Origin of the sequence: Sphingomonas sp. HT-1 (assembly GCF_048568905.1) — a bacterium.
Lineage (GTDB): Bacteria > Pseudomonadota > Alphaproteobacteria > Sphingomonadales > Sphingomonadaceae > Sphingomonas.
This window is the reverse complement of the sequence record NZ_CP183770.1, coordinates 1947359-1966055: the sequence shown is the minus strand read 5'-3', so window position 1 is coordinate 1966055 and position 18697 is coordinate 1947359. Positions and strand designations below refer to the sequence as shown.

23 protein-coding genes are annotated in these 18697 nt (G+C 67.3%); 9 read left to right on the top strand and 14 right to left on the bottom strand.

The window, feature by feature from the left end; translation table 11 throughout:
* Window positions 1-44: 44 nt before the first annotated feature.
* The 4 genes from gloB to ACNFJ7_RS09010 form a co-directional block, all read right to left on the bottom strand.
* Window positions 45-779: a hydroxyacylglutathione hydrolase gene (gloB, locus tag ACNFJ7_RS09025; RefSeq protein WP_019370198.1), complete on the bottom strand. Its 735-nt coding sequence runs from the start codon at window positions 777-779 to the stop codon at window positions 45-47.
* A 4-nt stretch (window positions 780-783) separates the two neighbouring features.
* The gene (locus ACNFJ7_RS09020; RefSeq protein WP_019370197.1) at window positions 784-1218 is read right to left on the bottom strand and encodes a VOC family protein; all 435 of its coding nucleotides are present in this window, start codon (window positions 1216-1218) and stop codon (window positions 784-786) included.
* A gap of 64 nt (window positions 1219-1282) precedes the next feature.
* The gene (locus tag ACNFJ7_RS09015) at window positions 1283-2110 is read right to left on the bottom strand and encodes a tetratricopeptide repeat protein (protein WP_019370196.1); all 828 of its coding nucleotides are present in this window, start codon (window positions 2108-2110) and stop codon (window positions 1283-1285) included.
* Complete coding sequence (locus ACNFJ7_RS09010) at window positions 2086-2817, bottom strand: alpha/beta fold hydrolase (RefSeq protein WP_019370195.1); 732 nt, start codon at window positions 2815-2817, stop codon at window positions 2086-2088. Before ACNFJ7_RS09010 ends, ACNFJ7_RS09015 begins: the two co-directional genes overlap by 25 nt.
* A gap of 106 nt (window positions 2818-2923) precedes the next feature.
* On the opposite strand from ACNFJ7_RS09010, the gene ACNFJ7_RS09005 reads away from it, so the two are divergent.
* A complete protein-coding gene (locus ACNFJ7_RS09005) occupies window positions 2924-3055 on the top strand; it encodes a hypothetical protein (protein WP_269083843.1) in 132 nt (43 codons plus the stop codon).
* Window positions 3056-3060: 5 nt separating this feature from the next.
* Here ACNFJ7_RS09005 and ACNFJ7_RS09000 read toward each other — a convergent pair whose 3' ends face one another.
* The 3 genes from ACNFJ7_RS09000 to ACNFJ7_RS08990 form a co-directional block, all read right to left on the bottom strand.
* Window positions 3061-4107 carry a M48 family metallopeptidase gene (locus ACNFJ7_RS09000; protein ID WP_019370193.1) on the bottom strand — a complete coding sequence of 349 codons (1047 nt, stop codon included), beginning with the start codon at window positions 4105-4107 and terminating at the stop codon, window positions 3061-3063.
* 33 nt (window positions 4108-4140) lie between these two features.
* Window positions 4141-5220: a YjgN family protein gene (locus tag ACNFJ7_RS08995; protein ID WP_019370192.1), complete on the bottom strand. Its 1080-nt coding sequence runs from the start codon at window positions 5218-5220 to the stop codon at window positions 4141-4143.
* Between the two features lie 62 nt (window positions 5221-5282).
* Entirely contained in the window at window positions 5283-6173 is an 891-nt protein-coding gene (locus ACNFJ7_RS08990) for a neutral zinc metallopeptidase (RefSeq protein ID WP_019370191.1), read from the bottom strand.
* A 123-nt stretch (window positions 6174-6296) separates the two neighbouring features.
* Between ACNFJ7_RS08990 and ACNFJ7_RS08985 the strand changes: the two genes are divergently transcribed.
* The 5 genes from ACNFJ7_RS08985 to ACNFJ7_RS08965 all read left to right on the top strand — a co-directional run bounded on the left by ACNFJ7_RS08985 (window position 6297) and on the right by ACNFJ7_RS08965 (window position 10442).
* The gene (locus tag ACNFJ7_RS08985; protein WP_026009245.1) at window positions 6297-7445 is read left to right on the top strand and encodes a patatin-like phospholipase family protein; all 1149 of its coding nucleotides are present in this window, start codon (window positions 6297-6299) and stop codon (window positions 7443-7445) included.
* Between the two features lie 10 nt (window positions 7446-7455).
* Entirely contained in the window at window positions 7456-8241 is a 786-nt protein-coding gene (locus ACNFJ7_RS08980; protein WP_019370189.1) for a 3-hydroxybutyrate dehydrogenase, read from the top strand.
* On the top strand, window positions 8238-8870 hold the full coding sequence (locus ACNFJ7_RS08975) for a DUF4893 domain-containing protein (protein WP_037513766.1): 633 nt from the start codon (window positions 8238-8240) through the stop codon (window positions 8868-8870). Before ACNFJ7_RS08980 ends, ACNFJ7_RS08975 begins: the two co-directional genes overlap by 4 nt.
* A 52-nt stretch (window positions 8871-8922) precedes the next feature.
* Entirely contained in the window at window positions 8923-10230 is a 1308-nt protein-coding gene (locus ACNFJ7_RS08970) for an amidohydrolase (protein ID WP_019370187.1), read from the top strand.
* Window positions 10231-10313: 83 nt separating this feature from the next.
* Window positions 10314-10442, top strand: a complete 129-nt coding sequence (locus tag ACNFJ7_RS08965; RefSeq protein ID WP_019370186.1) for a hypothetical protein — start codon at window positions 10314-10316, stop codon at window positions 10440-10442.
* 25 nt (window positions 10443-10467) lie between these two features.
* Here the strand turns inward: ACNFJ7_RS08965 and ACNFJ7_RS08960 are convergent, their stop codons facing one another.
* From ACNFJ7_RS08960 to ACNFJ7_RS08935, 6 genes are read right to left on the bottom strand one after another with little or no spacing between them, the layout of a single operon-like run.
* The gene (locus ACNFJ7_RS08960; RefSeq protein WP_019370185.1) at window positions 10468-11130 is read right to left on the bottom strand and encodes a glutathione S-transferase family protein; all 663 of its coding nucleotides are present in this window, start codon (window positions 11128-11130) and stop codon (window positions 10468-10470) included.
* Window positions 11127-11903, bottom strand: a complete 777-nt coding sequence (locus ACNFJ7_RS08955; RefSeq protein WP_026009244.1) for a VOC family protein — start codon at window positions 11901-11903, stop codon at window positions 11127-11129. Before ACNFJ7_RS08955 ends, ACNFJ7_RS08960 begins: the two co-directional genes overlap by 4 nt.
* 27 nt (window positions 11904-11930) lie before the next feature.
* Window positions 11931-12287: a DUF1428 domain-containing protein gene (locus tag ACNFJ7_RS08950; RefSeq protein WP_026009243.1), complete on the bottom strand. Its 357-nt coding sequence runs from the start codon at window positions 12285-12287 to the stop codon at window positions 11931-11933.
* A gap of 12 nt (window positions 12288-12299) precedes the next feature.
* Window positions 12300-12971 carry a glutathione S-transferase family protein gene (locus ACNFJ7_RS08945; protein ID WP_019370182.1) on the bottom strand — a complete coding sequence of 224 codons (672 nt, stop codon included), beginning with the start codon at window positions 12969-12971 and terminating at the stop codon, window positions 12300-12302.
* Window positions 12972-12988: 17 nt separating this feature from the next.
* Window positions 12989-13219: a DUF4287 domain-containing protein gene (locus tag ACNFJ7_RS08940; RefSeq protein WP_019370181.1), complete on the bottom strand. Its 231-nt coding sequence runs from the start codon at window positions 13217-13219 to the stop codon at window positions 12989-12991.
* Window positions 13220-13238: 19 nt separating this feature from the next.
* Window positions 13239-13670 (bottom strand): VOC family protein, encoded by a 432-nt coding sequence (locus tag ACNFJ7_RS08935; protein WP_019370180.1) that lies wholly within the window; start codon window positions 13668-13670, stop codon window positions 13239-13241.
* A gap of 77 nt (window positions 13671-13747) precedes the next feature.
* Between ACNFJ7_RS08935 and ACNFJ7_RS08930 the strand changes: the two genes are divergently transcribed.
* Both ACNFJ7_RS08930 and cobS read left to right on the top strand, forming a co-directional pair.
* The gene (locus ACNFJ7_RS08930) at window positions 13748-14431 is read left to right on the top strand and encodes a winged helix-turn-helix transcriptional regulator (RefSeq protein ID WP_019370179.1); all 684 of its coding nucleotides are present in this window, start codon (window positions 13748-13750) and stop codon (window positions 14429-14431) included.
* Window positions 14432-14510: 79 nt separating this feature from the next.
* Entirely contained in the window at window positions 14511-15515 is a 1005-nt protein-coding gene (gene cobS / locus ACNFJ7_RS08925) for a cobaltochelatase subunit CobS (protein WP_019370178.1), read from the top strand.
* A gap of 32 nt (window positions 15516-15547) precedes the next feature.
* Here cobS and ACNFJ7_RS08920 read toward each other — a convergent pair whose 3' ends face one another.
* Complete coding sequence (locus ACNFJ7_RS08920; protein WP_019370177.1) at window positions 15548-16558, bottom strand: hypothetical protein; 1011 nt, start codon at window positions 16556-16558, stop codon at window positions 15548-15550.
* Window positions 16559-16899: 341 nt separating this feature from the next.
* On the opposite strand from ACNFJ7_RS08920, the gene rpsA reads away from it, so the two are divergent.
* Window positions 16900-18612: a 30S ribosomal protein S1 gene (rpsA, locus tag ACNFJ7_RS08915; protein ID WP_019370176.1), complete on the top strand. Its 1713-nt coding sequence runs from the start codon at window positions 16900-16902 to the stop codon at window positions 18610-18612.
* Window positions 18613-18697: the final 85 nt, after the last annotated feature.

The following is an 18697-nucleotide window of genomic DNA, read 5'->3' as shown; positions in this document are numbered from 1 at the left end:
CTCTCTCTCCCTCGGCCTGTGCGGCCGTACGCCATACCTACGACTCAGCCGGCAAAACTATCCTTCGCTGCCCGCCGTTCGGCAAGAATGGCTGCATTCGGTGCGCGGAGAAAGGGGTTGGTCGCGCGTTCGGCCGCGATCGTGGTGGGGACGGTGGCCTCGCCGGCGGCGCGCAGCCGCTCGACCTCCGCCATGCGGGTGGCGATCGCTGCATTGTCCGGCTCGGCGACCAGCGCATAGCGGGCGTTCGACAGCGTATATTCGTGCGCGCAATAGACCCGGGTTTCGCCCGGCAGCGCGGCGAGGCGCTGCATGTTGGCGAACATCTGGTCCGCCGTGCCCTCGAACAGCCGGCCGCAGCCCATCGCGAACAGCGTGTCGCCGACGAAGATCACCGCGTCGTCGGCAAAGTGATAGGCGATATGGCCGGCGGTATGGGCCGGCACTTCCAGCACCGCGGCGATATGCGCGCCGATCGCCACCGTGTCGCCTTCGCCCACCAGCCGATCGGCGGTGGGGATGCGCGCGGCTTCGGCGGCGGGGGCGATCACGGTACAGCCCGTTGCCGCCTTGAGCCCGGCATTGCCGCCGGTGTGATCGGGATGCCAATGCGTGTTCCAGATCGCCGTCAGCGTCCAGCCGCGCTCGGCGAGCGCCACCTGCACCGGCTCCGCCTGGGCGGGATCGACAACGATCGTCTCGCGCGAGACGGGATCGTGCGCCAGCCAGACATAGTTGTCGCTGAGCGCGGGGATGCGGACGATCTGGAGCGCGGGCATCGGCTTACCACTCGCCGGTATTGGGCATCGACGCCCAGGGCTCCTGCGGCGGCAGCGTGCCCTTCTGCAGCAGTTCGATCGAGATCGCGTCGGGCGTGCGGACAAAGGCCATATGGCCGTCGCGCGGCGGGCGATTGATCGTCACGCCGGCGTCCCGCAGCTTCTGGCAGGTGGCGTAAATATCGTCGACCTGAAAGGCGAGATGGCCGAAATTGCGGCCGCCGCCATAGGTTTCCGGATCCCAGTTATGGGTCAGTTCCACCTCCGCGCGGCCACGGCCGGTTTCGGGATCGATGTCTGCCTCGGCGGCGAGGTAGATCAGCGTGAAGCGCCCTTTCTCGCTGGTGATGCGATGCGTTTCCTTCAGGCCCAGCAGCTCGAAAAAGGCGATCGACGCGTCCGGGTCGGTGACGCGGATCATGGTGTGCAGAAACTTCACGGGGCGCTCCCTGGATTGATCTTGCCCGCCAGATAGGGAGCGTCGCCCGTGCGTGCCAGCCCGGTTAGGGCGCGGGAGGCGGATCGAACTGCGCCAGCGCGGCGCGGGCGGCACTGGCCTGGGGACTGCCCGGCGCGGCGGTGACGACCTTGTTCCAGGCGGTGCGCGCGGCGGCCTCGTCGCCGGCCGCGGCGGCGATGTTGCCGGCCTCCAGCTGTACCGAGGCGTCGTCGCCGGCGCGCTTCACCGCCTCCGCGATGTCCTTCTGCGCGCGGGGCAGATCGTGCATGCGGCGGGCGAGCGTGGCGGACAGCAGCCAGGCGAGCGGATCGTCGCCGGCCTTGGCGATCGCGACATCGATATCGGCGCGGGCGCCGGCATTCTCGCCCGAGGCGACCGCGGCGCGGGCGCGATCCAGATAGGCCTCGCCCAGCGCCAGCCCGGTAAGCTGCCCGCTGGCGAGCGCCGCGTTGAAGCCGGCTCGGGCCTTGGCCGGGTTCTTGGCGGCGAGCCAGGCATTGCCTGCCTGCGTCCAATAGGTGGCGGCGCGGGCGCCGTCCCGCGCGTTCTCCGCCTCGCCGGCGGCCTCTTCAAACGCGCTGGCGGCGGATTCCCAGCGCGCCTGGTTGGCATATGCGACGGCGAGGCACTGGCGCGCAAACATGCCGCCATTCTCGCCGCGCCACTTCACCGCATCGTCGATCGCGGCACTCGGGTTGCCGGTGGCGAGATCCATGCACTTGGTGAAGCGCGGTGGTTCCCCGGCGGGCGCCGCAGCGGCGGCCTTTTCGGCGGCGGCGCGGGCGCGCTCGGCATCGCGCAGCACCGGGCCAGCCTTGGGCGCGACCGATGCCTGGTCCTGGGCGATCAGCAGGAGGAGGGGGAGCAGCATGCAGTCAGAACTTCCTCAGTGGCGCGAAGCAGCAGGCGGATGTCCGCATCGCGCGACAGCCGATGGTCGCCGTCCTTGACCAGGCATGTCTGCACCTGATCTGAACGGATCGTCTCGGCGATGCGCAAGGCAAGTTCCCATGGGACTTCCGCGTCGCGCTGCCCCTGGAGCAGGCGGGCGGGGCCGTCGAACGGGATCGGCGCATCCAGCACCAGGTTGGCCTCGCCCGATTCCCAGAAGGCGCGGGTGGTGACCATGGGTTCGTCCGAATAGTCGCTGGGCTGTTCCAGCCGGCCCGCGGCCTGGAGCTGCTGTTTCTCCGCATCGGTGAAGCCCCAGCGGGTGAAGTCGGGCGCGGCGGCGATGCCGACCATGCCGACGACGCGCTCCGGTCGCGCCAGCGCCGCCAGCAGCATGATCCAGCCGCCCATCGACGATCCCACCAGCACCACCGGCCCTTCGATTACCGAATCGATCATCGCCAGCGCGTCGTCGCGCCAGCCGGCCAGCGTCTGCGCCTCGAACGCGCCGGGGCTTTCGCCGCAGCCAGCATAATCGAAGCGGAGGAAGGCCTGGCCGCGCGCCTGTGCCCAGGCTTCCAGCGCCAGCACCTTCGATCCCTGCATGTCCGAACGATAGCCGGGCAGGAACAGGATGGTGGGGGAGGCGCCGGGGCTGTGGCGAAGGGCGAGATCGGGAGCGTGCATCGGCGCGGTGTAGCCGCTCGGCGCGCGCGGGGCCAGCGATGGAGGCGATCACAGCCATCCAGATTTCCGGTGAGACTTGTATCGCCCGCGCACCCATATTGGTGCCATGAAACAGGTAGAGAAAGCCATCGCCCTCCCGGTTCGCCGGTTCGTCAGCGGCCCGCAGCTCGCCTTCGGTGCGGCGATCGCCGTGTCCGGACTGACGGTGCTGGCGGGGAAGCTGCTCGCGCTGGCCTGATCGCGCTATTGCTGCCGGGTCCCGCAGATGGTGCGTAGCGCCTGCCATTGGGCCGGGTTGAGCGCGGGCGTATAGGCGGCACCCGGCCGAGCGCTGGCGGCAAAGCGCCGCTCGCGCGCCGAGGACAGCGGATGCGACCCCAGATAGTTGATCATGAGCGCGCCGCCCCCGGGCTGCTCCTCCTGCCTGGCCAGCCGGGCGAACAGCGCAGCGGTGGGGTGCGGCGAGATATTGGCCGCCTGCAGATGCCCGATGGCATAGCCGTCCGCCCCCATTTCCGCCTTTCGGGAATAGTTGGCGTTGAGCAGCGCCTGGCTGTAGCCGCTGACGTTGCTGTCGATGCCGCCGAACAGCAGGCCCAGACCGAATTGGCGGATGAGGGACTCCATGCCGTCGCGATGCGCGACATGGCCCAGTTCGTGGCTGAGCACGCCGGCCACCTCGTCGGGCGATTGCGCGCTCTGCATGAGCCCGTCGAACAGCACCACCTGGCCGCCCGGAAAGGCGACCGCGTTGATCATCGGCGCACGGACGATGCGGATCGTGACATTGCCCTGCTTCCCCAGACGCTCGCCGAGCGCCCGCAGCGCAGCATCGCCCTGCGGCGTGGAACAGGCATAGGCGCCGAAATTGCCGACCATCAGCCGGCCCATCCGCTGTTCCATCGATTGGGGGATCAGGCGCGCGATCAGCGGCGGCAGCTTGAGCGTGAAGGCGACGACCAGCACCGCGATCACCGCCAGCACGACGACCGATCGCCAGAGGCCGAAATGATCGATCCACGCGCCGTATCGCGACGCCTTGGGCAACTGCACGGCGATTTCGGACGGAGGAAATTCCAGGAAGCTGATCCGCCAGCCCGGCCGCCCCTTCAACCCGTACACGCGTTCCCGGGCGGAGTGGCCCTGATGGACGAGATCGGCAAAGGCATAGGGGCCCGGATCCGCACCCTGGCCTTCCAGCGTGAACCAACCATCCCGGGCTGCGAGCACGAGCCGGGGCTCGCGGCGTCCGCCGGTCTGCCCGTCATAATGCCCCACATACACGTCCATCGCGCTTCCCTTTAGACCGCCTTCCCGTCCTTCTTAGAACGCTCCCATGTCGAAAGCGTCGAACAGGCCTTCGCCCTGGCCCGGCGCGCGGGTGGTGGACTGGGTGAACTGGTCGAGATCGAGCGTGCCATAGGCCCGCAGGTGCCGGACGAAAAACGCCCAGTTGCGATAGCCGATGAAAATCGATCCGATGCCGAGGGTGCAGACGACCAGGGCGATCGTGCCGAGCATCAGCTTAAGCCAGTCGCCGGTCCGCGCAGTGAATTCGAATTCCAGGTCGCCGAGCGACAGCGCGCCCACCACCTTGCGAAAATAGGCGGAGTAGAAGGAAAGCGCGATCAGCCCGAGCAGGACGAAGAACGTGATGTAGAAGGCAGCGAACAACAGAGCGAAGCCGAGCCCCGGCGCGCGCGGATCGGGGCCCGAAGGCGCGGCCATCACCACGGCAGCGATCCCGGCGATCACCAGCAGGATCGGCATCAGGTAAAACAGCAGGTAGCGGCCGATCAGGCCATTGGTGGTGCCGCGCGACACGAAGGCGAAGGGGCCGAAGCTCATCGCGTTCCAGCGCTTGTTCCACAGGCTGACCAGCGCCCAGGGGACGAGCAGACCCAGCGCCAGAATGCCCACCGCCATCCGCCACAAATAGGAAAGGCCGAAGCGGAAGCCCGGATCGTCGCTGCCACCGCGGATGCCATGCCAGAAGGTGCGGCTGAGGCGATAGCGGAGCGCGCGGAAGATCGCGACACCGCCCAGCGCGAACAGGGTCAGGTACAGCAGGAAGAACAGGGATAGTGCCGCTGCGATGGCTTCGGGACTGCCGCGCGTCGCCAGACCCGCCATCAGCAACTGCACCCCGGCGAGCGGCAGGAATATCGCCGCCATCACCACGATATAGCCGAGGAACAGTTCGCCGCCGGTGCCGGTCCATTCCAGCCGTTCGTCGATGAAACGGGTCTGGCTCCACAGATAGCGGCGGGTGCGGGTGCGCGCCCAGAAATTGTACAGGCCGAACGTGACGATCGTCAGCAGCAGATTGGTAAAGGCGATCGGCGCATAATCGCGCCAGGTGCCGTAGAATTCGAACGCACCGCGATCGTCATACTGACCCATGTTATTCCTCCCCCGGGGCCGCCACCTGACAGCGGCCCCGGGGAAGCGTCAAGCGACAACCCTTACAGCGCGGCGTTGAACGTGTCGCACTGGCGCGGGTCGCCGGTTTCCAGCCCGCGCTTCAGCCATGCCATGCGCTGCTCGGAGGTGCCGTGGGTGAAGCTGTCCGGCACCACGCCGCCGCCCGATTTCCGCTGCAGCGTATCGTCGCCGATCGCGTTGGCGGCGGTCATGCCTTCCTCGATATCGCCGGGCTCCAGCCGGTCACGATTGCGCGCCGCCCAGACGCCGGCATAGCAATCGGCCTGGAGTTCGAGGCGGACGGAGAGGCGATTGCCTTCCGCCTTCGTGCCGCGTGCCTGGGCCTGCGAAACCTCGCTTGCGGTGCCGAGCAGATCCTGGACGTGGTGGCCCATTTCATGCGCGATCACATAATCGCGGGCGAAGTCGCCCTTGGCGCCGAAGCGGGATTCCAGCTCCTGGAAAAAGGCGGTGTCGAGGTAGACGCCATCGTCGCTGGGGCAATAGAAGGGGCCGACCGCCGAAGTGGCCGATCCGCAGCCGGTCTGTGCGCCGCCGGCGAAGAAGTTGATCGTCGCCGGGCGATAATCGCCGCGGCCCATTTCGCGGAAGATCGCCGCCCAGGTCTGATCGGTGCTGCGCATCACGCGGCAGGCCTCCAGCCGGCGCTCGTCGACGCGGCAGACCTGCTGGCCGGACTGGCCGGCGGTGGGTGACTGGCTGCCGCCGCCGCCGGTGGTGCCCAGCATGCCGCCGCCGCCGCCCAAGCCGAACATCACCAGCGCGATGATGCCGACCAGCACGATGCCGCCACAGCCCATGCCGCGGCCGAGGAACAGCGGCAGCAGTCCCAGCAGCGGAAAGCCGCCGCCCCCGCCGCCCGATCCGAGATCGCGGGCATTGTCGGTTGGATCCAGATCGTCGAGCCGCATCGAGCCTCCCCGTTATTGGTTCGCGCCTACAATGCGCCAATCGGGCGTGCGTTGCACGATGGCGAATGCACGACATGGAAGGTTCGTATTGCCCCGCAGCATGAGATGGCCCACATCGCGGGCATGGCCGATGCCGAGTCCCGCCCGCACCGCCGCCGCCATGCCGCCCCCGGCATGCCGCTGCCCGATACCGTGGCGTTGGTGCTGCAAGGGGGCGGGGCGCTCGGCAGCTTCCAGGGAGGCGTGATCGAGGAACTCGCCGCCGCCGATATTCCGATCGACTGGGTGGCGGGCATTTCGATCGGCGCGATCAATGCGGCGCTGTTCGCCGGCAATCCGCCGGACAAGCGCCTGGGCGCGATCCGCGCCTTCTGGGACCAGGTGACTGCGGCGTTGCCCGATTTCGCGCTGCCGATGAACGACACGCTGCGCGAGATCAGCCATGAATGGGCGGCGGGCATGGTGCTGGTGGGCGGTGTGCCTGGCTTTTTCCGCCCACGGCTCCTGCCGCCGATGTTCGCGCCGCCCGGCACGAAGGAGGCGCTGAGCTTCTACGACACCAGCCCGCTGCGCGACACGCTGGACCGGCTGATCGACTGGGACCTGCTGAACAATGGGCCGGTGCGGCTCGCGGTGGGGGCGGTGAACCTGCACAGCGGCAATTTCCGCTATTTCGACACCCGCGACGAACGGATCGACGCGCGGCACATCATGGCATCTGGTGCGTTGCCTCCCGGGCTGCCGCCGGTGGAGATCGACGGTTGCTGGTATTGGGATGGCGGACTGGTCTCCAATACGCCGCTCACCCATGTCCTCGATCGGCAGGAGGCCGGCATGCTCGTCTTCCAGGTCGATTTGTTCCCCGCCGCGAACGAATTGCCGCGCACGATCATGGACGTGGTTGCGCGCGAGAAGGAAATCCGTTTCTCCAGCCGCACCCGCGCCATTTCGGACGAGCGGCTGCGGCTGCGCAAAGCGCGCGAGACGGTGCGCCAGCTGCTCGATTCGCTTCCCGCCGAGCTTTCCGACACACCCGAGGTGAAGGCGGTGCGCGAGCTGGTGGCCGAACATCCGGTCAACGTGATCCAGCTGATCCACCGCGCCAATGCCTGGGAAGGCGGATCGCGCGATTTCGAATTTTCCGCCCGCACCATGCGCGAGCATTGGGAGGCCGGCCGCGCCGCGGTGGCCCAGACCATGGCCCATTCGCAGCTGGTTGCGCAGAACATCCTCGACGGCAAAACCGCCGCCTTCGATCTTACCAAGCGTTAGGAGACAGCCGATGTTCCTCAAGGGCAAGTCCGCGATCATCACCGGGTCCACTTCCGGCATCGGCCTGGCCTATGCCAAGGCGCTCGCCGCCGAAGGCGCGAACGTGATGATCAACGGCTTTGGCGATGCCGCCGCGATCGAGAAGGAGCGCGCAGCGCTGGCGGAGACGAGTGGCGGGCAGGCCCTGTACGATCCGGCCGACATGACCAAGCCCGATCAGATCGCGGCGATGGTGGCGCGCGCCGAAGCCGAATTCGGCGCGGTGGACATCGCGATTTCCAACGCTGGCATCCAGCATGTCGCGCCGATCGACGAATTCCCGATCGAGAAATGGGACGCGATCCTGGCGATCAACCTCAGCTCGACCTTTCACCTGATGCGGGCGGCGGTTCCGGGCATGAAGGCGCGCAAATGGGGGCGGATCATCTCCACCGCCAGCGCGCACAGCCTGGTGGCGAGCCCGAACAAGGCCGCCTATGTCGCCGCCAAGCACGGGCTGGCCGGCCTTACCAAGACAGTCGCGCTGGAAGTCGCCACGCACGGCATCACGGTGAACTGCATCTCGCCCGGCTATGTCTGGACGCCGCTCGTCGAGAACCAGATCCCCGATACGATGAAGGCGCGGGGCCTGACGCGCGATCAGGTGATCAACGACGTGCTGCTGGATGCGCAGCCGACCAAGCAGTTCGTGCTGCCGGAACAGGTGGCGGCGATGGCGGTGTTCCTGTGCCGCGACGAAGCCGCGCAGATCACCGGATCCAACTATTCGATCGACGGCGGGTGGACCGCGGCATGATCGTGCGCAGCCTGGTTGCGGCGGCCGCGCTCGCGGCGATGCTGGGCGGATGCGGCGTCTATCGAGAGGCGACGACGTCGCAGATCGATACCAGCGGCACCTGGCGCCAGGTGGCTACCGACGTCGATCGTGAGCGGCTGCGCAAGTGGCGCGATGCCTGGGACGAGGCGTTGCCGCTGGCGCGGGCCGCGAACGCCGCGGCGATCGACGCCGATCCCCTGCTGTTCGATCCCGATCGTGCACTGGGCGAGGCGATGCCGCCCGTGGGCGCCTATCGGTGCCGCACCTACAAGCTGGGCGGGGACGGACCAGCCGTGTCGCCGCTGACGATCGGGCAATGGCAACCCTGTGCGCTGACCCAGGAAGGGCCGGTGCGGCATTTCCGTGTCAGCGGCGGGGTGCAGCGCGCCGAAGGCGATATCTTTCCCGAAACGACCGCCCGGGTGATCTTCATCGGTACGCTGGAAATCGGCGATGAAAGCGCGCCGCTGCGCTACGGCATCGACAATGCCCGCGACCTGCTGGGCTATGGCGAGCAGATCGAGACGCGCCGCTGGCGGTTCGTTGTGCCGTATCCACGCTTCGAATCGAAGCTGGACGTGGTGGAAATGGTGCCGGCGGGCGTTTGACAGTGAAGCGGGGGCAGGAGAGACTGCCCTCGATGCTGCAAAAGGGGTCCGCATGTTCCAAGTGTTTCTTTTGGCAGGCGCCATGAGCCTGGCCACGCCCGCTGCCGCGGATCCCGTGCGCGAGGCGACCGCCAAGGCGATGCCGTCGCTGATGACGCTGTATCGCGATCTCCACGCGAACCCCGAGCTGAGCCTGCATGAAGTGAAGACCGCCGCCAAGCTGGCGGCGGCGGCGCGGGATGCGGGCTTTGAAGTGACGGAGAAGGTGGGCGGCACCGGCGTGGTCGCGGTGTTGCGCAACGGCGCCGGCCCGGTGCTGCTGATCCGCGCCGACATGGACGGCCTGCCGGTGACCGAGGATACCGGGCTGCCCTTCGCCTCCAAGGTGCGGGCGGTGACCGATGAGGGGATCGAAAGCGGCGTGATGCACGCCTGCGGCCATGATACCCACATGGCCACGTGGGTGGGCACGCTGGGCAACCTGGCGGCGATGAAGGGCCAGTGGCACGGCACGCTGGTGATGATCGCCCAGCCGGCCGAGGAGCGCGGGCGCGGCGCCAAGGACATGCTGGACGACGGCCTGTTCACCCGCTTTCCCAAGCCCGATTACGCGATCGCCTTTCACGACAGCGCCGGCCAGCCGGCCGGGCAGATCGGCGTGACGCCGGGCTATGCGCTGGCCAATGTCGATTCGGTCGACGTGGTGGTGAAGGGCGTCGGCGGCCACGGCGCCTATCCGCACACCACCAAGGATCCGATCGTCCTCGCCGCGCGGATCGTGACGACGCTGCAGACGCTGGTGTCGCGCGAGATGGATCCGCAGCAGCCGGCGGTGGTGACGGTGGGTGCCATCCATGGCGGATCGAAGCACAACATCATCGGCAACGACGTGACGATGCTGCTCACCGTGCGCAGCTTCACGCCCGAGGCGCGCAAGCAGCTGCTCGACGGCATCGCCCGCGTGGCGCGGGGCGAGGCGATCGCGGCGGGCGTGCCCGAAGACCGGATGCCGGTGGTGACGGTGAAGGACGAATATACCCCCGCTACCTTCAACACCCAGCCGCTCGCCGGCCGGTTGCAGGGGCTGTTTGCCGCCCGCTTCGGCAAGGATCGGGTGGTGGAAACCAAGGCCGTGATGGGCGGCGAGGATTTCAGCCGCTACTGGCTGGCCGATCAGAGCATCCAGAGCACGATCTTCTGGGTCGGCGGCGTGCCGCAGGCGAAGTGGGAAGCCGCGAAGGCCGGCAAGGGAACGCTGCCCTCGCTTCACAGCGCCCAATGGGCACCGGATGCCGAAGCGGTGATCGGCACCGCGACCGAGGCGATGACGGCGGCGGCGCTGGACATCTTGAAGCGATAAGGCCGGCGCCGGGGCGGGCGCGCCGCAACGAACTGCCCGCCCGCGCGTCTTTCCCCCTCAATCTCGAACAGGAGGGGCGCAGCATGGAACGCAATACCGAACCCGTGGAACGACGCGCGCGGAAGGGGCTGGGCAGCGTGGCGGTGATCGTGCTGGTCGTGATCTTCACGATCTTCGTCGGCTACAACATCTACTATATCGTCGCGCCCTGATCGCGATGGGCGCGCAGGATCGAGTTCAGTCTCGATCGGGCGCGCCCAAGGGAAACAGCGGTCGATAGGGGCGCGCATCGTCGACACATTTCGCGATCGACGGACGGGCGAGCAGCCGCGTCCGATAGGTGCGCAGCCGCGCGTGCTCCGCCGCTATCGGATGCACCCAATCGGCATAGAAGAGCGCCGGTGCGGCGGCGCAATCGGCCAGCGTGAACGCTCCGGCGGCAGCCCATTCGCGCGAACCCATCCAGGATTCCAGCCAAGCATAGGCGCGTTCCAGCCTTGCCTTGGCATCGGCCACTTCCAGCGGATCCCGCCGCTCGGGCGGGCGGAGCGCATCGTTCACCACCCGCTGCATCTGGTTCATCACATGATTGTCGAAGATGCGATCGAGCATCCGCACTTCGATCGCGGCGTCGGCATCCGCGGGGATCAGGCGCAGCGGGCCAGGGTGACGATGGTCGAGATGTTCGATGATGACGCTCGATTCGATCACCGGCCGGCCATCGTCGAGCAGCAGCGGAAACTGGGCGAGCGGCCAATGTGCCGCAAGGGCGGCGCCATTTTCCGGCTGATCCTCGCCCAGCCGGCGGAAGCGGAAGGCGGTTCCGTTCTCATAGAGCGGGATCAGCACCTTCCAGGTATAGGCCGAAAAGGGGTGGCCGAACAGGTCGAGCGCCGTCACTCGCCGCCGCTCAACAGGCCAAACAACGCGCCTTCCGGATCGGTCGCCTGCAGCACCCTCGCGCCGCCGGGCACGTCCATCGGGCCGTTGATCACGGTCCCACCCGCCGCGGTGATACGATCCTTCGCCGCATCCACATCGTCGACGCGGAAGTAGAAGCTCCAGCCGGCGGGTGCGCCCGGCGGGCAGCGCATGATCGCGCCGATCGCTTGGCCGCCCTCGGGCCCGATGAAGCTGTATTCGCCCATCTCGCCCATCGGCATCCCGCCCAGACGGGTAAGCCCGAACAGGCGATGATAGAAACCGAGCGCGCCTTCGGCATCCGGCGCCATCAGCTCGTTCCAGCCGACATGGCCGACGCTGTTGTGCTGGAAGGCGGGGCTGGTCGCGCCTTCGGTTGCGCCGCGCATCACGTAAAAGACGATGCCCTGCGGATCGGCGACCATCGCGATCCGGCCGACGCCCGGCGCATCCCATGGCGCGACGATCGTCGTGCCGCCCGCGGCGGCAATGCCGGCGACGGTGGCATCGACATCCTCGACCGCCAGATAGCCGTGCCAGGTCGGGGTGGCGCCGGCGGCGAGCATCGCCTCGTCGAGCTGGAGCATGCCCCCGGCATGGCCATCGGCAGCGTTGAGCATCCGATAGTCGACGCCGCCCGGCGGCGCTTCGCCGACATCCCAGCCGATCACCGCGCTGTAGAAAGCGGCGGCCGCCGCCGCGTCGCGGGTCATCAACTCGTACCACAGAAAGCTGCCATGCGGGTTGGTCATTCCGTCGCCCTCCTTGTTGCTATCCGTTCAGCCCTCGCCACGATCAACAATCGGTTCGAAGCCGCCCCAGAACATGCGCTTTCCGTCGAACGGCATGTCGCAATCCTGCATGTCCGGATCGGCCATCAGCAACTCCCAGCCGGCATCGCGGGTCGCCTTGTCCGGCCAGGTGATCCAGGAGAACACCACCGCCTCGCCCTCCGCGGCCAGCGTCGCGCGATAGAAATCGGTGGTCTCGCCATGGGGCACATCCTTGGCCCAGGCTTCGACGACGCGCAGCGCGCCATGTTGCAGGAACTTGTCCGCCGCGCGCTGCGCCAGATCGGTATAGGCCTGCCGGTTCTCCTCGGGCACCGGCAGCACATAACCATCGATATAGGCCATCATCCTTCTCCTTCAGGCATAGTGCGGCATCTCGGTCTTGAGCTCCGCCAGTTGCGCGCCGATCGCGGCGAGGAAGCCGGGGCGAGCGAGGCAACGGCGCTGATAGGCGGCGAGTGTCGGGTGGCCGTCCAGCAGCGTGCTGCCTTCGAGCGCGCGCAGCGCCGATGCCATCAGCAGGTCGCCGGCGGTGAAGCGCGCCTCCAGATAGTCGCGGTCGCCCAGCGCGTCGGCGAGATGGCCGAGCCGCTTGTCGATCGCCGCGACCAGGCTGGGGCGGCGCAGCTTTGCCCATTCCTCGTCGCGGGCGAAGAGGTTCACATTGCCCCATTCGAACAGCATCGGCTCGATGCTGTTCAGCGCGGCGAACATCCAGCACAGCGCCCGCGCCCGCGCCGCTTCATCCTGCGGCAGCAGCGCCTCGGAGCGCTCGGCAATATGCAGCACGATCGCCCCCGATTCGAACATCCGCACCGCGCCGTCGCGATAGGCTGGCACCTGGCCGAAGGGCTGGTCGGCGAAGTGGCCGGCGGGGCGCCGCACCGCGCTGATCGGGCGGGTGCGATAGCCGATTCCTGCTTCCTCCAGTGCCCAGCGGACGCGGAAATCGCGCACATGGCCGCGGGCGAAATCGGGTACCCAGTCGAAGGTGACGATCTCGATCGGGCTTTCGGGGTCGACGGGCATGGCGCGTTCTCCTCGGTTCAGGCGTCGCCTTCGCGCTTGGCGCCCTTGAGCAGCGCGACGATCGCCATGGCATGGCCATGGCCCAGTCCGAACGCCGCCTCGAGATCGGCGACGATCGCGCCTGCCTTCACCCCGTCGCGGAGCCCCGCTGCATCCGTCCACCCCTTCTCGACGGCATGGCGGCGGAAATCGTCGGGGCGACGGCCGGTCTTGGCCTGGATGTTGTCGAGATAGGCCTGGAACGACATGTCCGTTCTCCCTTGCCGCTCAGGCGGGTTCGGCCGGTGCCATCGCCGCAGCGGCAGCCGCCATGTCCATGTGGAACGGCTCGAAGATATGGCCGTCCGGATCGGTGAAGCTGCGGCCATACATGAACCCCATGTCCTGTACCGGGCGGATGTCGCCCGATCCACCGGCGCCCGCCGCTTTCTCCACCAGCGCGTCCACCGCCGCGCGATCGTCGAGCGGCAGGGCGATCAGCACCTCCGTCACCGCGCTGGCATCGGCCACGGCGCGCGGGGTGAAGCTCTGGAAGAAGTCGTGATGGAGCAGCATGAAGGTGAGCGATTCCGAAAACACCATCGCGCTGGCGGTCGGCCCGCTGAACCGCTGATCCATGGTGCAGCCGATCGCTGCGTAAAAAGCAGTGGCGCGCGCCACATCGGCAACGGGCAGGTTTACGAACACGGGGTTCGGCATCGTCTTCTCTCCCGGTCGACGCGATTTCGATTCGCGGCCTGCTTGATTCGTGCCCGGTTCGATCCTAAAAAACAACTGTGAAGTTAGAAAAAGTAACTGAAGGCTCCAAGCGCCGCTACGAAGATGCTTGCGGCACCGCGCTGGCGCTGGAATTCCTCGGCGAGCGTTGGGCGCTGCTCATCGTCCGCGAACTGCTGCTCGGCCCGCGGCGCTTCGGCGAGATCCGCACCGGGCTGCCCGGGCTCAGCGCCAATGTGCTCACGCAGCGGCTCGCCGGGCTCGAGGCGGACGGGATCGTCGTGCGCGAGAAGCTTCCGCCGCCGGCCAGCGTACAGGTCTATGCGCTGACCCCCTGGGGCTATGAAGCGGAGCCATTGGTGCTGGCGATGGGGCGCTGGGCCCTGCGATCGCCCCGGCACGATCCGACCCAGCCCTTCTCGCGCGTGTCGCTGATGCTCGCGCTGCGGATGCTGCTGCTGCCCGGCAAGGCCGCAGGATGGGCGGGGCGGATCGGCTTCCGCCTGGGAGAGGAGCGCTACCTGGCCACCGTCGCGGACGGCGCGCTCGGCATCGAACGCGGCACGCTCGCCGGCGCCGAAGCGGTGTTCGTTGGCGAACCCAATGATTTTCTGCCGGTGTTGTTCGGCACCATGCCGCTGGCCGCGGCGTTGTCCGAAGGGCGCTTCGGGCTGGAGGGCGATGCAGCCCGCGCCGCCGCGTTCGCCGATCTTTTCCTGCTGCCGCCGAAGATCGCCGCCTGAACCCGCCCTTGGGGACATGCGGTTGCAGTGCGGCAAACAAGCCTCTAGTCCCCGAACGGACTCAAGGATTTTAAGACCCATGGCCGATATCCCCAACACCCAGCCCGACAGCCGGGAAACCACGATCCTCGCCGCGCCCGACAAGATGGTGAAGGTGCGCGACCTGTTCGGGATCGACATCGACATGGAAGTGCCCGCGTTCAGCGAGGCGGACGAGCGCGTGCCCGATCTGGACCCCGCCTATGTGTTCGATCCGGACACCACCCTCGCGGTCCTGGCCGGCTTCGCGCACAATCGCCGCGTGATGATCCAGGGCTATCACGGCACCGGCAAATCCTCGCACATCGAGCAGGTGGCGGCGCGGCTCAACTGGCCGTGCATCCGCATCAACCTCGACGCGCATATCAGCCGCATCGACCTGATCGGCCGCGATGCGATCGTGCTCAAGGACGGCCAGCAGATCACCGAGTTCCGCGAAGGCCTGCTGCCCTGGGCGCTGCAGACCCCGACGGCTTTGGTGTTCGACGAATATGACGCGGGCCGCCCGGACGTGATGTTCGTGATCCAGCGCGTGCTGGAGACCGAGGGCAAGCTGACCCTGCTCGACCAGAATCGGGTGATCCGCCCGAGCCCCTGGTTCCGCCTGTTCGCCACCGCCAACACGGTGGGCCTGGGCGATACCAGCGGCCTGTATCACGGCACCCAGCAGATCAACCAGGGCCAGATGGACCGCTGGAACATCGTCGTCACGCTCAACTATCTGCCCGCCGCCACCGAGGCGCGGATCGTGCTTGCCAAGTCCGGCGAGTACGACAAGCCGGGCGGCAAGGAGACGGTGGAGAACATGGTTCGCGTGGCCGAGCTGACCCGCCGCGGCTTCATCAACGGTGACATCTCGACGGTGATGAGCCCACGCACGGTGATCACCTGGGCGCAGAACGCGCTGATCTTCGGCGATGTCGGCTTCGCCTTCCGGCTGTCGTTCCTCAACAAGTGCGACGATGCCGAGCGGGCGCAGGTGGCGGAATATTACCAGCGCGTGTTCGGCAAGGACCTGCCGGAGAGCGTCGTCGGGCGGGTCTGATCCCTCCCTGGCTGGAAAGGACGGGTTGTACGTTACGTCTGCCCGTTTTCCAGCCGCCAGCGCAGCGCCCGCACGAACGGCTCCGGATCATCGAGCCGGAAGGCGATGGCGGTGATCGGCGGGCGTGGCCGCAGCAGCGGGCGGCGCGGAATCGGCGTGCCGAGCCGCAGCACCAGGTTCGGCCAGGCGAGCAGCCCGGCGTTCAGCGTGCCCCTGTCCTTCACGAGCGTTGAATCGAACGCCGTCTCCACCGCGGCAATACTGTCATAGCTGGCGAACCGGTCGATCGCGATGCCGGTGCGGATGCGCACGCCTGCCGGGGTCAGCAGTACCGGGCGCAGGCGAAAGGATTTGATCAGCCCGATCATGTAGACCAACCCGACATCGCTCAGCACGAACAGGATATAGGCGGCGAAGGCACTCCAATGCGCGAGCAGCAGATGGTGCACGGCGACTTCGATCGCCTGCAACGCCAGCAGCGTTACGGCCATCGGCGTCAGGTGTCGGTGATAGGCGAAGCCCTGGCACCCTGACGGCACGTCGGGCGCCGCGCCCCAGCGGAACAAGACAAGGTGGAGCAGGCGCAGTTCGGCGGCGGCGAGGCGCACCAGCGCGGGCGGCAGCAGTTCCGATGCGGCGGCGATCCATCGCGCCTGTGACGCCGCACGCCATTGTCTGCGGGCGGCCGCCAGCCCCCAACAGAAATGGACGACCACCAGCACCGCAATCGCCGCGGCAAGGCCGGGCAGGGAGAGCAAGGCCGCGCGTACCGCCGGTGGCGGCACGAACAGCGCTGCGAGGGCAGCCGCCGCCAGCGTCGCGATCACCTTGCGCACCGGGGGACGCCGCCGTTCCGCGCGGGCGATCACGACGAGCAGGCTGGTGTCGCTGGTAATCCACAGGAACAAAAGCCCGGCCGCGAGCGGATGCGCAACGGCGAGCGGGCTGCGCACCGCCAGCGCTGCTCCCAATGCGATCAGAATCGGGGCTGCGCCCAGGAGGATGGCGGATAGCGTTATCGGACGATGCAACGCGACAGCCATGCGGTGTCCCCTTTCCAGCACCAGGAAAATCTAGCAGAAGCAACGCGAAACCACCATGTGCGCCACGCCCCGGAAATGACTCCGGGCCCATGCCGCGCCTTGCGGAATCGCCCCGATGCGGGTATGGCGCGCCCGTCCCGCGAGCGGTTGCTCCCGGAGGTTGGCGATGGAAGCATGCTTCCATGCGCCCTTTTCGCGTTTACGGCGCGAACTGTTTCTCCGTGATCCTTCGTGCGCAGGATGCCGCGACCGGCATTCGGCCGCCGCGGCATTTCTGGCCCTCAAGACCGCCGGATCCAACCGGTTGGCCGGAAAAAACGAACGTTAGGAACCACTTTTTTATGGCCACTACGGCAAACCCCTCCCGCGACGATTTCGCGGCACTGCTCGACGAAACCTTCGGTCAGGCGGACGGCTTTGAAGGCCGCGTCGTGATCGGCACCGTCACCGGCATCGAGAACGACCTCGCCGTCATCGACGTCGGCCTCAAGTCCGAAGGCCGCGTGCCGCTGCGCGAATTCGCAGCCCCCGGCCAGAAGGCGGACCTCAAGGTCGGCGACGAAGTCGAAGTCTATGTCGATCGCGTCGAGAACGCGAACGGCGAAGCGATGCTCAGCCGTGACCGCGCCCGTCGCGAAGCCGCCTGGGACAAGCTGGAAGGCGAATTCGCCCAGAACAGCCGCGTCGAAGGCGTGATCTTCGGCCGCGTGAAGGGTGGCTTCACCGTCGATCTGAACGGCGCCGTGGCCTTCCTGCCGGGCAGCCAGGTCGATATCCGTCCGGTGCGCGACGTCGCCCCGCTGATGGACATCCCGCAGCCCTTCCAGATCCTGAAGATGGACCGCAAGCGCGGCAACATCGTCGTGTCGCGCCGCGCCGTGCTCGAGGAAACCCGCGCCGAGCAGCGTTCGGGCCTGATCCAGAGCCTCGCCGAGGGCCAGGTGATCGACGGCGTCGTCAAGAACATCACCGATTACGGTGCGTTCGTCGACCTGGGCGGCATCGATGGCCTGCTGCACGTCACCGACCTGAGCTACAAGCGCGTCAACCATCCGTCGGAAGTGCTGAACATCGGCGACACCGTTCGCGTTCAGATCATCCGCATCAACCGTGACACGCAGCGCATCTCGCTGGGCATGAAGCAGCTCGAGAGCGATCCGTGGGATGGCGCGAGCGTGAAGTACCCGGTCGGCGCCAAGCTGTCGGGCCGCGTCACGAACATCACCGAATATGGTGCGTTCGTCGAGCTGGAAGCCGGCATCGAGGGCCTGGTTCACGTCTCCGAAATGAGCTGGACCAAGAAGAACGTCCACCCGGGCAAGATCGTCTCGACCAGCCAGGAAGTCGAAGTCGTCGTCCTCGAGGTCGATCAGGAAAAGCGCCGCATCTCGCTCGGCCTCAAGCAGGCCCAGCAGAACCCGTGGGAAAAGTTCGCCGAAGAGCATCCGGTGGGCTCGACCGTCGAGGGCGAAGTCAAGAACGCGACCGAGTTCGGCCTGTTCATCGGCCTGGACAACGACGTCGACGGCATGGTCCACATGTCCGACATCGCGTGGGGCATTTCGGGCGAAGACGCGCTGGCGCTGCACCGCAAGGGCGAAACCGTCACCGCGATCGTTCTCGCCGTGGAGCCGGACAAGGAGCGCATTTCGCTCGGCATGAAGCAGCTTGAGCGTGGTGGCGTCGCCGCTGCCGGCTCGACCGGTGGTGCCGATCGCCTGGGCAAGAACCAGGTCGTCACCGTCACCGTTCTCGAAGTCCGCGATGCGGGCCTCGAAGTGCAGGTTGGCGACGATGGCGCGACCGGCTTCATCAAGCGCACCGATCTCGGCCGCGACCGCGACGAGCAGCGTCCGGAGCGTTTCCAGGTCGGCCAGAAGTTCGACGCGATGGTCACCGGTTTCGACCGTTCCAAGAAGCCGACCTTCTCGGTCAAGGCGATGCAGATTGCCGAAGAGAAGCAGGCAGTTGCGCAGTATGGCTCGTCCGACTCGGGCGCCTCGCTGGGCGACATTCTGGGCGAAGCGCTCAAGGCGCGCGGTCAGAACAACTGATCGGATGGGGTGGGGGCGGTCCAACCGCCCCCATTTCCCGTTCTTTTTTGAATTAAAATCGAAAATTGGTGAATCTTCGGGTTGA

Excerpts from the sequence above, each read along its gene's own strand:
- gloB (WP_019370198.1), bottom strand. The coding sequence starts at position 779 with ATGCCCGCGCTCCAGATCGTCCGCATCCCCGCGCTCAGCGACAACTAT.
- ACNFJ7_RS09015 (WP_019370196.1), bottom strand. The coding sequence starts at position 2,110 with ATGCTGCTCCCCCTCCTCCTGCTGATCGCCCAGGACCAGGCATCGGTC.
- ACNFJ7_RS09010 (WP_019370195.1), bottom strand. The coding sequence starts at position 2,817 with ATGCACGCTCCCGATCTCGCCCTTCGCCACAGCCCCGGCGCCTCCCCC.
- ACNFJ7_RS09005 (WP_269083843.1), top strand. The coding sequence starts at position 2,924 with ATGAAACAGGTAGAGAAAGCCATCGCCCTCCCGGTTCGCCGGTTCGTC.
- ACNFJ7_RS09000 (WP_019370193.1), bottom strand. The coding sequence starts at position 4,107 with ATGGACGTGTATGTGGGGCATTATGACGGGCAGACCGGCGGACGCCGC.
- ACNFJ7_RS08995 (WP_019370192.1), bottom strand. The coding sequence starts at position 5,220 with ATGGGTCAGTATGACGATCGCGGTGCGTTCGAATTCTACGGCACCTGG.
- ACNFJ7_RS08990 (WP_019370191.1), bottom strand. The coding sequence starts at position 6,173 with ATGCGGCTCGACGATCTGGATCCAACCGACAATGCCCGCGATCTCGGA.
- ACNFJ7_RS08985 (WP_026009245.1), top strand. The coding sequence starts at position 6,297 with ATGGCCGATGCCGAGTCCCGCCCGCACCGCCGCCGCCATGCCGCCCCC.
- ACNFJ7_RS08980 (WP_019370189.1), top strand. The coding sequence starts at position 7,456 with ATGTTCCTCAAGGGCAAGTCCGCGATCATCACCGGGTCCACTTCCGGC.
- ACNFJ7_RS08975 (WP_037513766.1), top strand. The coding sequence starts at position 8,238 with ATGATCGTGCGCAGCCTGGTTGCGGCGGCCGCGCTCGCGGCGATGCTG.
- ACNFJ7_RS08970 (WP_019370187.1), top strand. The coding sequence starts at position 8,923 with ATGTTCCAAGTGTTTCTTTTGGCAGGCGCCATGAGCCTGGCCACGCCC.
- ACNFJ7_RS08965 (WP_019370186.1), top strand. The coding sequence starts at position 10,314 with ATGGAACGCAATACCGAACCCGTGGAACGACGCGCGCGGAAGGGGCTG.
- ACNFJ7_RS08955 (WP_026009244.1), bottom strand. The coding sequence starts at position 11,903 with ATGACCAACCCGCATGGCAGCTTTCTGTGGTACGAGTTGATGACCCGC.
- ACNFJ7_RS08950 (WP_026009243.1), bottom strand. The coding sequence starts at position 12,287 with ATGGCCTATATCGATGGTTATGTGCTGCCGGTGCCCGAGGAGAACCGG.
- ACNFJ7_RS08945 (WP_019370182.1), bottom strand. The coding sequence starts at position 12,971 with ATGCCCGTCGACCCCGAAAGCCCGATCGAGATCGTCACCTTCGACTGG.
- ACNFJ7_RS08940 (WP_019370181.1), bottom strand. The coding sequence starts at position 13,219 with ATGTCGTTCCAGGCCTATCTCGACAACATCCAGGCCAAGACCGGCCGT.
- ACNFJ7_RS08935 (WP_019370180.1), bottom strand. The coding sequence starts at position 13,670 with ATGCCGAACCCCGTGTTCGTAAACCTGCCCGTTGCCGATGTGGCGCGC.
- cobS (WP_019370178.1), top strand. The coding sequence starts at position 14,511 with ATGGCCGATATCCCCAACACCCAGCCCGACAGCCGGGAAACCACGATC.
- ACNFJ7_RS08920 (WP_019370177.1), bottom strand. The coding sequence starts at position 16,558 with ATGGCTGTCGCGTTGCATCGTCCGATAACGCTATCCGCCATCCTCCTG.
- rpsA (WP_019370176.1), top strand. The coding sequence starts at position 16,900 with ATGGCCACTACGGCAAACCCCTCCCGCGACGATTTCGCGGCACTGCTC.